This window comes from Stenotrophomonas sp. BIGb0135 (assembly GCF_024810105.1).
GTDB classification, from domain to species: Bacteria; Pseudomonadota; Gammaproteobacteria; order Xanthomonadales; family Xanthomonadaceae; genus Stenotrophomonas; species Stenotrophomonas maltophilia_AB.
On record NZ_JANUDX010000003.1, the window covers coordinates 496,095 to 511,997 of the forward strand.

At 68.7% G+C, this 15,903-nt stretch carries 11 protein-coding genes; 6 read left to right on the top strand and 5 right to left on the bottom strand.

The genetic code is table 11. The annotated features are described in order from the left end of the window. Positions 1–34 precede the first annotated feature (34 nt). Positions 35–1,147 carry a cytochrome c peroxidase gene (locus M2421_RS09910; RefSeq protein WP_259206387.1) on the top strand — a complete coding sequence of 371 codons (1,113 nt, stop codon included), beginning with the start codon at positions 35–37 and terminating at the stop codon, positions 1,145–1,147. On the opposite strand, the gene M2421_RS09915 is transcribed toward M2421_RS09910, so the two are convergent. Continuing rightward, a complete protein-coding gene (locus M2421_RS09915) occupies positions 1,142–2,482 on the bottom strand; it encodes a retropepsin-like aspartic protease (RefSeq protein ID WP_259206388.1) in 1,341 nt (446 codons plus the stop codon). The genes M2421_RS09910 and M2421_RS09915 overlap by 6 nt on opposite strands. 120 nt (positions 2,483–2,602) lie before the next feature. Here M2421_RS09915 and M2421_RS09920 point away from each other — a divergent pair, with 120 nt between their 5' ends. Further along, the gene (locus M2421_RS09920; RefSeq protein WP_259206390.1) at positions 2,603–3,313 is read left to right on the top strand and encodes a glutathione S-transferase; all 711 of its coding nucleotides are present in this window, start codon (positions 2,603–2,605) and stop codon (positions 3,311–3,313) included. A 106-nt stretch (positions 3,314–3,419) separates the two neighbouring features. Here the strand turns inward: M2421_RS09920 and M2421_RS09925 are convergent, their stop codons facing one another. From M2421_RS09925 to M2421_RS09940, 4 genes are all read right to left on the bottom strand, one after another. Next, positions 3,420–5,009, bottom strand: coding sequence for a hypothetical protein (locus M2421_RS09925; protein ID WP_259206392.1), 1,590 nt, complete (start codon positions 5,007–5,009; stop codon positions 3,420–3,422). 217 nt (positions 5,010–5,226) lie between these two features. Then, positions 5,227–6,948: a thiamine pyrophosphate-dependent enzyme gene (locus tag M2421_RS09930; protein WP_259206393.1), complete on the bottom strand. Its 1,722-nt coding sequence runs from the start codon at positions 6,946–6,948 to the stop codon at positions 5,227–5,229. Between the two features lie 107 nt (positions 6,949–7,055). Continuing rightward, positions 7,056–7,916: an SH3 domain-containing protein gene (locus M2421_RS09935; protein WP_259206396.1), complete on the bottom strand. Its 861-nt coding sequence runs from the start codon at positions 7,914–7,916 to the stop codon at positions 7,056–7,058. 35 nt (positions 7,917–7,951) lie between these two features. Then, entirely contained in the window at positions 7,952–8,434 is a 483-nt protein-coding gene (locus tag M2421_RS09940; protein ID WP_259206398.1) for a DUF3574 domain-containing protein, read from the bottom strand. 246 nt (positions 8,435–8,680) lie between these two features. Between M2421_RS09940 and M2421_RS09945 the strand changes: the two genes are divergently transcribed. From M2421_RS09945 to otsA, 4 genes are all read left to right on the top strand, one after another. Further along, positions 8,681–11,131 (top strand): TonB-dependent receptor, encoded by a 2,451-nt coding sequence (locus tag M2421_RS09945; protein ID WP_259206400.1) that lies wholly within the window; start codon positions 8,681–8,683, stop codon positions 11,129–11,131. A gap of 679 nt (positions 11,132–11,810) precedes the next feature. Then, positions 11,811–12,569, top strand: coding sequence for a trehalose-phosphatase (otsB, locus tag M2421_RS09950; protein ID WP_259206401.1), 759 nt, complete (start codon positions 11,811–11,813; stop codon positions 12,567–12,569). 68 nt (positions 12,570–12,637) lie between these two features. Further along, positions 12,638–14,419: a glycoside hydrolase family 15 protein gene (locus tag M2421_RS09955; RefSeq protein WP_259206403.1), complete on the top strand. Its 1,782-nt coding sequence runs from the start codon at positions 12,638–12,640 to the stop codon at positions 14,417–14,419. Then, positions 14,416–15,780 (top strand): alpha,alpha-trehalose-phosphate synthase (UDP-forming), encoded by a 1,365-nt coding sequence (gene otsA, locus M2421_RS09960; protein ID WP_259206406.1) that lies wholly within the window; start codon positions 14,416–14,418, stop codon positions 15,778–15,780. Before M2421_RS09955 ends, otsA begins: the two co-directional genes overlap by 4 nt. Positions 15,781–15,903: the final 123 nt, after the last annotated feature.

Sequence of the window (15,903 nt, forward strand, 5' to 3'; positions counted from 1 at the left end):
GCGGCGGCCATCCCATCGGCGTTGGCCGCCCGCGGTGCTTGCCCTGTGCCTGGCGCTGGGTGGCAGCCTGCCGGTCGATGCGCGCCGCGACGCCAAGCCGGCCGTTCCATTGGACTGCCAGGCGGGCGCGGTCGAACCGGGTGCCGACTGCCTGCGCCGGTTGTACGCGCGTCCCAGCACGCAATGGCCTGCCCCCCACGTCGACCCCGGCGTGGACTGGCAGGAACTGGCCCCGCTGCCGCCGCCACCCCAGCCCCGGGACAACCCCACCACGCCGGGCAAGGTCGCCCTCGGCGAACGCCTGTTCAACGAGCCGCGCCTGTCCCGTTCCGGCCAGATCGCCTGTGCCAGTTGCCACGAGCGTGACCTCGGGTTCGCCGATGGCCGGCGCGTGTCGTTCGGACATGACCGCCAGCCCGGGCGTCGCAACGCGCCCAGCGTGGCGATGGCCGGCCATGCGCAGACGCTGTTCTGGGACGGGCGCGCAACGACGCTGGAAGACCAGGCACGCGCGCCCATCGCCGATCCCAGGGAAATGGCCTTCAGCGTCGACGCGGCCGCCGCGCGGCTGCGCCAGGACGCCAGCTATCGACGGCAGTTCGCCGCGGTGTTCGGCAACGAGCGCGTGGACAGCCGGCAGCTGGCCCAGGCCATCGCCGCGTTCGAGCGCAGCCTGACGCCCGTCCGCAACCGCTTCGACCGCTTCCTCGGTGGCCAGTCCCGCGCCCTGGATGACCAGCAGCTGCGCGGCCTGCACCTGTTCCGTACCCGCGGCGGCTGCATGAACTGCCACGGCGGGCCGGCGCTTACCGACAACGCCTTCCACAACCTGGGCCTGCATTTCCACGGCCGCGCACGCCAGGACCTGGGCCGCTACGAGGTCACCGGCGATGCTGCCGACAGCGGCCGCTTCCGCACCCCGTCGCTGCGCGGCGTGGCGGGCACCGCCCCGTACATGCACAACGGGATGCTGCCGCGCCTGGACGGCGTGCTGGCGTTCTACAACGTCGGCGGCGGCAAGCCGCGTGCGCCCGTGATGCCTGCCGCCGGTGCCCCACCGTTCCCGCAACCGGACCCGCTGCTGCGCCCATTGGGCCTGCAGCGCGACGAGCTGCAGGCCATCGAGGCGTTCCTGCGCACGCTATGACCGCGCCTGACCGGCGGCGGCCGCCCGCGGCGTCGGCGCAGGCAGCAGCGACGGCTCGACGGGTCGCTCGATCAGACAGCCGTAGGTGCTCTGCATGTCCATGTACAGGTCGTAGCGCGCGGTGACCCCGTAACCAATCCGCCACGAGCTGGCAAACAGGTCCGGCGCCTGGAACGCCACGTCCACCGGGATGTTGAGCACCTTGTCGTTGATCATCACCGGGGTGCTCGCCTCGGCGTACTCGATATCCTCGGCGCCGCCGGTGGTGATCACGTTCTTGCGCCGGATCGAGGCGGCCGGGACCGCGCTGCGCGGCGCGCCACGCATCTGGAACGCGCCATTGAACCCGGTGTCGACCAGCATCAACTGGTTCTTCTCGCCGCTGCGGATCGGGTAGCGTTGCTGGAAGAACGGTCCCCACAGCGACGACGTGGTCGCCATGCGCCGCTTGCAGTCCACCGGGGTCTGCGCTGCCAGCAGGGTCAGCGACTGCCGGGAAATGCGCACGCGGCCCAGCGCGCGCAACACGTCCAGGCCGATCAGGTTGACCTCGCGTCCTTCCTCGCTGTTGAACGATACCTCCCGCACCGTCACCCCGTTGAGGACCAGGTCGGCCGGGGCCACCAGGCCCGCCATCCGCACCTTGCCCGGGGCATCGTCCACCACCACGAAGTCCTCGGTCACCGCCAGCCCCAATGCCTTGGCCGCGCTGCGGCTGAGGTGGGAACGGGCCGCGCCGGTATCGAGCAGGAACGTCAGCGACTGCGCCTGGCCGTCGCCGCCCTTGACCGTTGCGGTGAGCGAGGCCAGCTCGTTGCTGGGCTGGATCGGCACGTCCACGTCCGCGCCGCGCGGTGCAACCGGCCATGCGCTGCGTGGCCAGTCGACGAAACGCTCCAGCCGCGGTCGGGCGATGTCGGCGATCTCCGCCTCGCTCTTGAGCATCGGTTTGATGGTCTGTGCGTACGCGCTGCGCACCTGCTGCATGTGCCGCGCCCAACCCGCGATATCGCCCTCGATCAACGCGTTGCCGGCCAGCGTGGCCTCGCACAGGAAGGCCATGCCCTTGACCGTCTCCGGCGGACTGGCGGCCACCGCCTCGAGGCAGGCCCGGGCCGCCCGGTTGGCATTCTCCAGCTCGCCGCGCACGCGGTAGTAACCCGCGCCACCGAGCTTGCCGGCCGCACCGGGGGCCTTGCTCATCTTCTGCAGCGTGCCGAGCTCCGCGGTCATCACCGCACGGCTGTAGCCGTAGCCATCGCTGAACACGCTGACCTGTGCGTGCGCGACACACGGCGCCAGCAAGGCACCTGCCGCCCATACCCAATACCGCATCGTGTCACTCCTGTGGTCGATGTGTGCCTGCACCGGACCCTATCACGGCCACCACGACACGATCACGTGCGCTTTGCACGCCCGCGCCGAAGCTGTGGGCTGTCCTTGTGGAGCACCGCGATGCATTACGAGCTTTATTACTGGACCGGCATCCAGGGGCGTGGCGAGTTCATCCGGCTGGCGCTGGAGGATGCCGGTGCCGCCTACACCGACATGGCGCGGGTGCATGGCGATGCGGTGATGCAGCCGTTCCTGGACGGCAAGGAAGACGGCCTGCAGCCCTTCGCGCCGCCGTTCGTAAAGAGTGGCAGGCAAGTGATCGCGCAGGTCGCGGCGATCCTGGACCACCTGGGTCCCGACCTCGGCCTGGCTCCCGACGCCGCCTCGCGCCGCCAGCAGGCGCTGCAGTTGCAGTTGACCATCGCCGACCTGGTGGCCGAGGTGCACGACACCCACCACCCGATTTCCATGTCGCAGTATTACGAGGACCAGAAGCGCGAAGCCAAGGCCCGTGCAGCGGGCATGCGCGGTGAGCGCATGCCCAAGTTCCTCGGCTATTTCGAGCGCGTGCTCAAGGACAACGGCGAGCGGCATCCGCTGCGCGAACATTCCTACGTGGACCTGTCGCTGTTCCAGGTGCTGGGCGGCCTGGAGTACATGTTCCCGCGGCGCATGCAGGCGCTGTGGCCCACGTTGCCGCTGTTGCGCGCGCTCAAGGACCGGGTGGAGCGACGACCGAACATCGCCGCCTACCTCGCCTCCGAACGCCGCCTGGCATTCAACACCAACGGTATCTTCCGGCACTACCCGGCGCTGGATGGCGAGACCTGATCCACGCCGATCGACCCGGATCCATCGTGCCGGCCGTTGGCCGGCCACCAGGCGGTACGGCGGCCACATGGCGCCGGCCAGCGACCGGCACTTTCCGCGCCCGTGTTCAGCGCTCCTGTTTCTGCAACGACAGCAGCGCAAGCAACCCGGCCAGCGCCACGTACGCGCCAGCGAACTGCCACATGATGCTCTTCGGCAACCCCACCAGCTGCCACGGCAGGTAGATGCCGCCGCGCGGGTCCACCGAGTGGATCAGCCCGAACAGGGTCAGCGCCGCGGCCACCAGCAGCACCCCCGACGCGCGCAGCAGGCGGCCATCGATCATCGCCACCACCGCCGCGATCCACAGCATCGAGGTGATGATGAAGCCATTGCCCAGGGTGAAGATCACCGCCAGCTCCGGCAGGCCATGGCCGTCCAGCGTGCTGGTCATGGCCGCCAGCTGCGCCGGGGCGATCCAGCCCGGTGCCTTGATCGCCAGCAGGTAGGCCACCGAGGGCAGGAAGCCCAGCACCATCGCACCGGCATGCTCGCGCGGGGTGGCCTGGAATGCCTGGGTGGTGATGTCGATGGCCACGTACACGATGATCGGTGCCAACACCGCCAGCGGCAGCCACTGCACCAGCCCGGAAATCACCCCGAGCATGCCGCCGATGCCCACGAACAGGCCGGTCAGCAGCGTATAGCCGCTGCGCGCGCCCATGTGCTTGTAGGCCGGCTGGCCGATGTACGGGGTGGTCTGCGCGACGCCGCCGCACAGTCCGGCCACCAGCGTGGCCACGGCTTCCACCAACAGGATGTCGCGGGTGCGGTAGTCGTCGCCCGCGGCGCGCGCGCTCTCGGACACGTTGATGCCACCCACCACCATCAGCAGGCCGAACGGCAGCAGCAGCGGCAGGTAGGTGAGCGCGGTCGGCAGGCCGTCGATGAAGCCCAGCGTGGGCCACGGCAGCACCACCTGCGGCGGCGTCCAGTCCGGCACCTTGAAGCCTGGCGCGCCGAGTCCGGCCAGGCCGAGGCCGTAGTACAGGAGCGTGCCGAACACGAAGGCGACCAGCACGCCGGGCGCGCGGATCGGCAGCGTGCGCTTGGCGATCAGCACGTACAGCAGCAGGCCCAGGGTGACGAAGCCGACGATCGGCGAACGCAGGGTTTCCAGCAGCGGCAGGAAGCCCATCAGCACGATCGCGATACCGGCGATGGAGCCCAGCAGCGACGCACGCGGCAGCGCGCGGGTCACCGCTTCGCCGAAGAAGGACAGGATCACCTTCAGCACGCCCATGATCACCAGCGAGGCCATGCCCAACTGCCAGGTCGCGATGGCCGCATCGTGCGGGGCCAGTCCCTGCGCCTTGAAGGCGAGGAAGGCCGGGCCAAGGACCAGCAGGGCCATGCCGATGCTGGTCGGCGCATCCAGGCCCAGCGGCATCGCGGTGACATCCTCGCGCCCGGTGCGGATGGCCAGGCGGCGCGCCATCCAGGTGTACAGCACGTTGCCGACCAGCACGCCGAACGCCGTGCCGGGGAACATGCGCCCGAATACCACGTCGGGCGGGAACTGGAAGATGCCGACCAGCGCCATCGCGATGAAGCCCAGGATCGACAGGTTGTCGACCACCAGACCGAAGAAGCCGTTGAAATCGCCGGCGACGAACCAGCGAGGGGGTCCGGAACGGACCGGGGCGGGGGCGGACATGCGCGGTACTGCCGTGGGGAGGGGGTAGCCGATGGTAGGGCCTCGCCGCCGGCAACAACAGGCACATGGATGGAACGCCGGGGGTACGCGCCATTGCATTACGCCCCGCGGGCCCTTCCGGCTTGCCCCCCTGCCCCCGCGGCTGCGGCGCGGCCCGCCCCCCGGGGGCCGCGTTGCGTCGTGCCGGCCAGTGGCCGGCACTCGCCGGGCGGTTGCCTCAGGGCTTGTTGAGGAAGTTGTTCGCCAGCAGGTCGCGCACGTCGCCTACCCGTCCGCTCAGCAACGCCTTGGCCGCATACAGCGCGGTGCCGGCCACCTGCTTGGCTTCCACCTGCGGCGGCATCACCAGTTCGGTCGGGCTGGTGTGCACATCCAGGAGTGCCGGGCCGGGATGGGCCAGGAAGTCCCTTACCGCCTGCTCCAGGTCCTCGGAACGGGTCACAGTGCGCCCGTAGAAGCCGATCACCTCGGCCAGGCGGCCGAAATCGGGGTTCTTCAAGTCGGTGTAGTTGTCCAGCAGGCCTTCGACCTTCTGCTCCAGTTCGACGAAGTTGAGCGAGCTGTTGTTGTAGACCACCACCTTGATCGGCAGGTTTTCCTGCACCGCCGTGAGCAGGTCGCCGAGCAGCATCGCGATGCCGCCGTCGCCGGACAGCGAGATGACCTGTCGGCCGGGATAGGCCTTCTGCAGGCCGAGAGCCTGCGGCATCGCGTTGGCCATCGTGCCGTGCAGCAGGCTGGTCAGCGTGCGGCGGCGCCCGTTGGCGCGGATGTGGCGCAGGATCCACACCATCGGCGACCCGCCGTCGGCGGTGAACAGGGCATCGTCGCTGGCGTAGCGGTTGATCAGCGCGGTCAGGTGCTGCGGGTGGATCAGCTCGCCCTCGCCCGGCTCCTCCTCCTTGGCCCGCGTGGCCAGCGCCTTGTCGCGGTGGCTGATGCACTCGTCCAGGAAGCTGTGGTCCTCGCGCGGCGGCAGCAGCGGCAGCAAGGCCTCCAGTGTCGGGCCGATGTCGCCGACCACGCCCAGGTTGACCGGGTGGCGGCGGCCAAGGTGGCTGCCATCGCGATCGACCTGGATCAGCGTGGCCTTGTCCGGGTAGTACTGGCCCCAGGCGAAGTCGGCGCCGAGCAGCAGCAGCGTGTCGCAGGCCATCAGTGTGTGGTAGCCCGACTCGATGCCGAAGATGCCGGTCATGCCCATGTTGTACGGGTTGTCGTACTCCACGAAATCCTTGGCCCGCGAGGTATGCGCGATCGGTGCCTTGAGCCGTTCGCCCAGCGCCACCAGCGCGTCATGGGCGTGCTCGCAGCCGGCGCCGGCATAGATGCCGATGCGCTTGCCCTGGCCGATCAGCGCGGCGATGCGCTGCAGTTCGTCGTCGCTGGGGCGCAGCACCGGCTGGGTGTAGTGCACCGAAAACGGCACATCGTGCTTGACCTCGGCTTCGCTGATGTCCGCCGGCAGGATCACCACCGCCACGCCGCGCCGGCTGATCGCCGCCTGGCAGGCCAGCGCGACCACGCGACGCGCCTGCTGCGCGCTGTACACCTGCTCGCAGAACACGCTGCAACTGGCATACACCGCCTTGAAATCCACCTCCTGCGGGAACTCCATGCCCAGCTCGGCGGTGACCACTTGGCTGGCGATCAGCACCATCGGCGCGCGGTTGCGGTTGGTTTCGAACACGCCGTTGATGAAGTGCAGCCCGCCCGGCCCGCACGAGCCGGCACAGGCGGTGAGCTGCCCACTGATCAGCGACTCGGCGCCGGCGGCGAAGGCGGCCACTTCCTCGTGCCGCATGTGCACCCACTCGATCTCGCTGTGGTGGATGGCATCGGTAACGTAGTTGAGGGTGTCGCCGACGATGCCGTAACAATGACGGACACCGGCGGCCTGCAGGGTTTCAACCACGATCTCGGCAACGCGCTTGCTCATGGGGGAACGTCCACGACCTGGGGGAAGCATCAGGGTAGACCCGCGAAAGTGATCTCCATGTGCGAATCGGCGCGGCCATGAGCACGCGGGAAATGCGTGCACCGCCCTCAGGGACGCGCATCCACCCAGCCGATGACATCGCCCCGCGTGGGGTTGGCGTAACGCAGCTTCACCCACCCGTCCTGCTCATCCAGCAGCTCGACGCGATCGTCCTTGACCAGGTAGCGCCGGGTAGCCGTGTCGCCCGGGCGCGTGTACAGCGGCAGGCGCGCGGGCACCACCTGGCCGCTGACCGGCAGCAGCGGCGCGGTGCCGCGCGGCGACACCAGCCCATCGGCGATCGCGGTCTCCAGCACGCGACCGGCCGGATCGAACGTGCTCCAGACAGCCAGCGGCCCGCTGTCGGCGGTCTGCTTGACGAACACGACGGCCTCCAGCGCGTCGCCCAGCATCATCATGCGCTCGGCGCGGTACAGGTACAGGCGCGCGCCGTCATAGCGGTACTGGTCCACGTACCACATCGGGCCACTGCGGCAGCTGCTGCTCAGCAGACGGTTGTCCGCGTCCACGGTCAACCCCATCAGGCCGCCGCACTGCGCGTGGTCATGCGTGGCCGGCGCCAGTGCCACCAGCGCCTGCCGCCGTGGGTCGAAGCGGTAGACGGCCACCGCCTCGTTGACCATGCCCACGCTCGCCCGCGCGACCAGCTCCGGGCGTCCGTCGAAATCCACGTCCTCGGCCGTCAGGTCGGCATTGCCGTCGGCATCGGGCGCCCCCGGCAGCCGCTGGCGCGCGCCCGAAGGTTGCAGCACGACGGCGATGTCGCCGCCTTCCTGTACCTCGGCCTGCACCTGCACGCCCGGCGCGGGCTCGAACCGCAGGCGCCCCGGATCGCCCGCCTGCGCCTGCGCGACCGGCAGCGCAAGACCCAGCAGCAGTGCCAGCGCCCATCCATCCCTGTGCTTCATCATCGCTCCGCGTGGCGCCACCGCGGCGCCCTGGATCAGAACGATACTTCAACCGCCTGCTGCGCCCACAGCACGGACTGGTGGCCGGTGGCCTGCTTCCACGCCAGGCGGATGGCTTCGATGTCGGCGCGGCGCTGCGGGGTGTTCTCGTGCAGCACTACCAGCACCTTGGTGCGCAGGCGGTTGGGCTCGGCCGCGCCGCGGAACAGCCACTGGCCGTAGGCGTCGAACACGGTGAGGCCATCGGGGAAGCGCGGGGTGACTTGCTTGTCGAGGAAATCGCGCCACTGCGCCTCGCTGATGGCGTCCGTCTGCTTGCGCTCGGACGCGCCGCTCTCCTCGCCCACGCCAAAGTACAGCTCGCTGCGCACCCAGCCTGCGGCGGCATCGGGGCGGGCGGCATCGCCCTGCAGGGTGGCGGTGGCGGTGGCCGGCGGCGCCGGCTTGGCCGTGGGCGCGGCGGTGGCGCAGCCAGTGGCGGCCAGGGCCACGGCGAACAGGACAGCATAGGATTTCATTGAAAAACTCCAGGAAATGCAGGCGTACAGGGGGAAGAAGGGTGCAGGACATCCGGTTCCTGCATAGATCACCAGCCGTTATCTGCTGATGACCATAGGCGATGGGACTTGCATCACATCCGCCATCACGCCAAGATAATATATCGCTTCATCCGGATGGATTGGTAGTGCCGACCGTTGGTCGGCAATGCCGCCTCCCCGCTCTCCCCTCCCCCCCCTCCCCCCCGTCGTCCCGCTGGAGTCCGCATGTCCCGTCCGTCCGCGTCGCGCCTTGGCCTTGCCATCGCGCTCGTCCTCTCCTCCCCCCTGCTCGCCCAGGACGTACATGCGCAGGACGCGCCCGGCTCGGCCACCACGCTGGACACCGTGATCGTCACCGGCACCCGCGCGGTCGACCGCACGGTGCTGGAATCCACCTCGCCGGTGGACGTGCTCACCGCCGAGGACATCCGCAAGGCCGGCGTGGTCAACGGCGAGCTGGGCAGCGCGCTGCAGGCGCTGCTGCCCTCGTTCAACTTCCCGCGCCAGTCCAACTCCGGCGGGGCCGACCACATCCGTGCCGCGCAGCTGCGCGGGCTGTCGCCGGACCAGGTGCTGGTGCTCGTGAACGGCAAGCGCCGCCACACCAGCGCGTTGGTCAACACCGACAGCAAGATCGGCAAGGGCACCACGCCGGTGGACTTCAACGCGATCCCGATCAGCGCGATCAAGCGCATCGAGGTACTGCGCGATGGCGCCGGCGCGCTGTATGGCTCCGATGCGGTGGCCGGGGTGATCAACGTGATCCTCGACGACGCCCCGGAAGGCGGCGCGTTCGAGGCCAGCTTCGGCGCCAACCACACCGACCTCAAGCCGATCGACCGGACCATCACCGATGGCCAGACCAGCTACGCCAGCGCCAAGGTCGGCACCCGGCTGGGCGACGACGGCGGTTTCCTGCGCGTGGGCCTGGAATTGAAAAACCACGAAGGCACCAACCGCGCCGGCTTCGACCAGATCCCGCCGTGGGACCAGAGCGATACCAACCTGGCGCTGCAGGGCAAGCGCAATTATGTGCTGGGCGATGGCAAGACCCGTGACCTCAACGCCTGGATCAACAGCGAACTGCCGTTCGGTGAGACCTCCAAGTTCTATTTCTTCAGTACGTTCAACCAGCGCGACAGCGAAGGCGCCAACTACTTCCGCTACCCCGACAGCGACGCCAACTGGGCGCAGGTCTACCCCAACGGTTACCGCCCGATTTCCGAAGGCGAAAACCGCGACGTGCAGGCCGTGGCCGGTGCGAAGGGCCAATGGGGCGAGTGGAACTACGACGCCAGCCTGGATTACGGCACCAACAGCTTCACCTACCGCCTGCGCAACTCGCTCAACGCCTCGCTCGGCCCGACCAGCCCGACCCGCTTCAAGACCGGCGACTACCAGAACGAACTGACCGTCGCCAACCTCGACCTGGGCCGCGTGTTCAACCAGGGCGACACCATCACCCACAGCCTTGGGCTGGGCGTGGAAGCACGCCGCGACCACTACCAGACCCGTCCGGGCGACCCGAGCAGCTACGCCGCCGGCCCGTTCACCGACCGCCCGACCGGCTCCCAGGCCGGCGGTGGCCTGACCCCGCAGGACGCCACCTCGCTGTCGCGCGACGTGGCCAGCGCCTATGCCAGCCTGTCCAGCCAGTTCGGCGAGCACTTCTCCAGCGACCTGGCCGCGCGTTACGAACACAGCGACGACTACGGCGGCGAGCTCACCGGCAAGCTGGGCCTGCGCTATGAATTCACCCCGGCGTTCGCGCTGCGCGGGGCGATTTCCAACAACTTCCGCGCGCCCTCGCTGGCGCAGATCGGGTACGAGTCCACGTCCACCGGCTACAACGCCGCTGGCCAGCTGGTGCAGGGCCGGGTGCTGTCGGTCAACAACCCGATCGCCCGTGGCCTGGGGGCGTCGGACCTGAAGCCGGAGAAGTCGCTCAACACCAGCCTGGGCTTCACCAGCCGCATCGGCGACCACTTCGATGTGTCGCTGGACTTCTTCCAGATCGACATCGACGACCGCATCGCGCTGTCGGAAAGCATCACCGGCGATGCACTCACCGACTACGTGCAGCAGCAGTTCGGCGTGGCCGGCCTGCAGAGCGCGAGCTTCTTCGTCAACGCCGCCGACACCCGCACCCGCGGCGCCGAACTGGTGAGCAACTGGCGGCAGTCACTGGGCGATGGCGAACTGGTGCTGACCGGCACCTATGCCTACACCAAGACCACGCTGAAGAACGTGCTGGCCACGCCGGCCAGCCTGCTGGCGCTGGACCCGGACTACGTGCTGTTCGGCGTGGAGGAGACCAACACCCTCACCGACGCCACCCCACGCACCCGTGCCGCCCTGGCCGCCAGCTGGAGTGACGACCGCTGGTCGCTGAGCAGCCGGCTCAGCCGTTACGGCAGCGTGACCCGCGTGTTCAACTTCGGCGATGGCTTCATCCCGCGCCAGACCTATGGCGCCGAATGGCAGCTCGATGCGGAAGTGGAGTTCAAGATCACCCCGCAGTGGAGCGTGGCCGTGGGCGGGCAGAACCTGACCGACAATTACTCGGACCTGTCCAACGACGACATCTACTACTACGGCAACCTGCCGTATGACGTGCTGTCGCCGGTGGGGAGCAATGGTGCGTACTATTACGGTCGCGTGCGGTATACGTTCTGATCGTTGGTGCAGCCGACCAACGGTCGGCTCTACCGGTCGCGTGCGGTATACGTTCTGATCGTTGGTGCAGCCGACCAACGGTCGGCTCTACGGGTCGCGTGCGGTATACGTTCCGATCATTTGTGTAGCCGGGCATGGCCCGGCTCTACCGGTAGCATGATGATGCGAGGTAGAGCCGACCCATGGTCGGCTGCCTTCCTGTGCGCTCAAGCCATGTCAAGGACGGCCGGCGATTGGCCGGCCCAGGATCGCGCACCGTTGGTGCAGCCGACCAACGGTCGGCTCTACGGGTCGCGTGCGGTATGCGTTCCGATCATTGGTGCAGCCGACCAACAGTCGGCTCTACCCGCGGGTGACGAGGCAAGGTAGAGCCGACCCATGGTCGGCTGCCTTCCTCTGCGATCAAGCCATCTGAAGGAGGGGCAGCGATTGGCCCGCCCAGGATCGCGCACCGGTGGTGCAGCCGACCAACGGTCGGCTCTACGGGTCGCGCGCGGTATGCGTTCCGATCATCGGTGCAGCCGACCAACGGGCGGCTCTACCCACGGGTGATGAGGCAAGGCAGAGCCGACCCATGGTCGGCTGCCTTCCTCTGCGCTCAAGCCATGTCAAGCACGGGCGGCGGTTGGCCGGTCTCCCATGACCTGACAATCACACCGTGAATGGCATGTTTGCACGCATGGCCAACGACCTCCCCCCGCGTCCGTCGCCGCCACTGCTGGACGATGCCTGTGCGTTGTTCCTCGACGTGGATGGCACCCTGATCGAATTTGAGCGCGACCCCGAAGCGGTCACGCTGCTGCCCGAAGTCCGCGACGCCATCGGCCGCATCAGCGATCGCCTTGAAGGCGCCGTCGCCCTCATCAGCGGCCGCCCGCTCAACCAGCTCGACGAACTCTTCGCCCCCCTGCACCTCCCGGCCGCCGGCCTCCACGGTCATGAACTGCGTCACGCCGATGGCCACGTCGACAGCCAGGCCAACAGCACCGATACCAGCGAATGGCTGCACGCCGTACACCAGCAGGCCATGCGTTTCGCGCACGGCAATCCCGGCGTGCTGGTCGAAGACAAGGGCCGCAGCCTGGCCCTGCACTGGCGCGGCGCGCCGCATGCCGCCGCCGAGGTGCGTGCCTTCGCCGATCGCCACATCCGCGGGCATACCGGCTACCGGCTGCAACCGGGCGACCACGTGGTCGAGTTCGTGCCCGAGGGCAGCGACAAGGGCCGCGCCCTGCAGCAGCTGATGCAGCAACCCCCGTTCCGTGGGCGCCTGCCGGTGTTCCTCGGCGACGACCTCACCGATGAATTCGGCTTCAACGCCGCCAACGCCCAGCACGGCTGGAGCGTTCTGGTCGGCGCGCGCAGCCCCAGCGCCGCGGTATTCGCCCTGCCGCACATCCGCAGCGTGCACGCCTGGCTGCAGGAAAACGCGTACTGACTCCCCCACCGCCGCCGCCCCGCTGCAGCCCTGTCGCGGGGCGGCCCGAACGAGATGCACCGCTCCCCATGAAAGAACCTGATCTGAATCTTGGCGTGGTCGGCAACGGCAGCTTCGGCGCGTTGATCGACCAGCACGCACGCGTGGTCTGGAGCTGCCTGCCGACCTTCGACGGCGACCCCACCTTCTGCGCCCTGCTCGGCCCCAACCAGAACGAAGGCGGCGACTTCGCGATCGAACTGGAAGACCTGGTCGGCAGCGAACAGAGCTACCTCACCAACACCGCCATCCTGCGCACCGTCCTGCACGACAAGCACGGTGGTTCGCTGGAAATCCTCGATTTCGCCCCGCGCTGGCGCCAGAACGAGCGTTTCTACCGTCCCGTCAGCCTGATCCGCCAGGTGCGTCCGCTGGCCGGCAACCCGCGCATCATCGTGCGCGCGCGCCCGCTGGCCGACTGGGGCGCACGCGTGCCGGAGGCCACCTGGGGGAGCAACCACATCCGCTGGATCCTCCCGGACCACGTGCTGCGGCTGACCACCGACGTGCCGCTGCGCTTCGTCCGCGACGGCCTGCCCTTCGTCCTGAGCCACCCGGTCAACCTGGTGCTGGGCGTGGACGAATCGCTGAACCGCTCGCTCAGCGGCTATGTGCAGGAGTCCTTCCAGCGCACCCGCGACTACTGGCGCGAATGGGTCCGCTACCTGTCCATCCCGCTGGAGTGGCAGGACGCGGTGATCCGCAGCGCGATCACCCTCAAGCTGTGCCAATACGAAGACAGTGGCGCGATCATCGCCGCGATGACCACCTCCATTCCCGAGGCGCCGGGCAGCATCCGCAACTGGGATTACCGCTACTGCTGGCTGCGCGACGCGGCATTCGTGGTGCGCACGCTCAACCGCCTCGGCGCCACCCGCACCATGGAGCAGTTCCTCGGCTACATCTTCAACCTGGCCACCACCGATGGCAGCCTGCAGCCACTGTACGGGATCGGCTTCGAGGCGAAGCTGGAGGAGACCGAAGTGGCGTCGCTGGACGGCTACCGCGGCATGGGCCCGGTGCGTCGCGGCAACCTGGCCTGGGTGCAGCGCCAGCACGATGTCTACGGCAGCGTGGTGCTGGCCTCCACCCAGCTGTTCTTCGACCAGCGCCTGCAGGACCCGGGCGATGCGCATACCTTCGCGCGGCTGGAGCCGCTCGGTGAGCAGGCCTTCGCCCTGCACGACGTGCCCGATGCCGGTCTGTGGGAGTTCCGCGGCCGCACCGAAGTGCACACCTACACCAGCGCGATGTGCTGGGCCGCCTGCGACCGGCTGTGCAAGATCGCCATCCGCCTCAAGCTGGATGACCGCGCCGATTACTGGCGCGCGCGCGCCGACACCATCCACGCGCGGATCCTGCGCGAGGCATGGAGCGAGGAGCTCGGCCACTTCACCGATACGTTCGGCGGCCACCGCCTGGATGCATCGCTGCTGCTGCTGGCGGACATCGGCTTCATCGAGGCCGGCGACGCGCGCTTCGTGGCCACCGTCGAGGCGATCGGGCGTGACCTGAAGCATGGCAACGCGCTGTACCGTTACGTCGCCCCGGATGATTTCGGCGAGCCCGAAACCAGCTTCACCATCTGCACCTTCTGGTACATCGACGCGCTGGCGGCGATCGGCCGCCTGGACGAGGCACGCGAGATGTTCGAGATGCTGCTGGAGCGCCGCAACCATCTCGGCCTGCTCTCCGAAGACCTGGCCTTCGATAGTGGCGAAGCCTGGGGCAACTTCCCGCAGACCTACTCGCATGTTGGCCTGATCACCGCGGCGATGCGTCTGTCGCGCAGCTGGCAGGAAGCGTCATGAGCCGCCTGGTGGTGGTCTCCAACCGGGTCGCCGTGCCCGGTGAATCACGCGCGGGCGGGCTCGCGGTGGGGCTGCTGGCCGCACTGAAGGAACGCGGCGGGGTGTGGTTCGGCTGGAGTGGCAAATCGGTCCGCGACAACAGCGGCACCCTGCATGAGCAGGTCGAGGGTGATATCCGCTATGTCACCATGGATCTCAACAAGCGCGACGTCGACGGCTACTACAACGGCTTCGCCAACCGCACGCTGTGGCCGTTGCTGCACTTCCGCCTCGACCTGGTCGACTACGACCGCGCCACCCGCGAGACGTATCGGCGGGTCAATGCGTTGTTCGCCGACAAGCTGGCGCCGCTGCTGCGCGAAGACGACATCGTCTGGATCCACGATTACCACCTGATCCCGTTGGCGTCGCTGCTGCGCGAGCGTGGCATCGGCTGCCGGATCGGCTTCTTCCTGCACGTGCCGATGCCGTCGGCCGACCTGCTGCAGGCCATGCCCGACCACCTGCGCCTGTTCTCCAGCCTGTATGCCTACGACCTGGTCGGCTTCCAGACCCAGCGCGACGCCGATCGCTTCCAGTCCTACGTGCGCCTGTTCGGCGGCGGCCGGGTGCTGGCCGATGGCGAACTGGAAGCCCCCGGTGGGCGCCGCTTCCGTGCGGCCGCCTTCCCGATCGGCATCGACACCGACTACATCGCCCGCCAGGCCAAGGCCGGCGCCAACAAGCCGGCCGTGCGCGACCTGCGCAACAGCCTGCGCGACCGGCAACTGGCGATCGGGGTGGATCGGCTGGACTACTCCAAGGGCCTGCCCGAGCGCTTCATGGGCTTCGAGCGCTACCTGGAGCGCCACCCGGACCAGCACGGCAGCCTGACCTACCTGCAGATCGCCCCGGTCTCGCGCGGCGATGTCACCGAATACCGGCAACTGCGCAGCCAGCTCGAACAGATCGCCGGCCACATCAATGGCGGCCACGCCGCCCCGGACTGGACGCCGCTGCGCTACGTCAACCAGAACTTCACCCATGCCACCCTGACCGGCTTTTACCGTGCCGCCGCGGTGGGCCTGGTCACCCCGCTACGCGATGGCATGAACCTGGTCGCCAAGGAATACGTGGCCTCGCAGGACCCGGAGAACCCGGGCGTGCTGGTGCTGTCGTTGCTGGCCGGCGCTGCCGACGAGCTCAAGCAGGCGCTGCTGGTCAACCCGCATGACCTGGACGGCGTGGCCGACGCAATCGCCACCGCTGCGACCATGCCCCTGCGCAAACGCGTGGAGCGATGGCAGGCGATGATGGAGCATCTGCGCGCGCACGACATCAACCATTGGCGGCAGACGTACCTGCAGGCGCTGGAAGGCTGACGCGGACGAGTGCCCGGCGGCCGCACCTGCCGGGCGATGGCCAGGGTCGACCTTCGACGGCGACCCGCTGCAGGCCGACACTCCGTGGATCCCGGCGACGTGCCGGCCTGGCCTGCGCCCCCG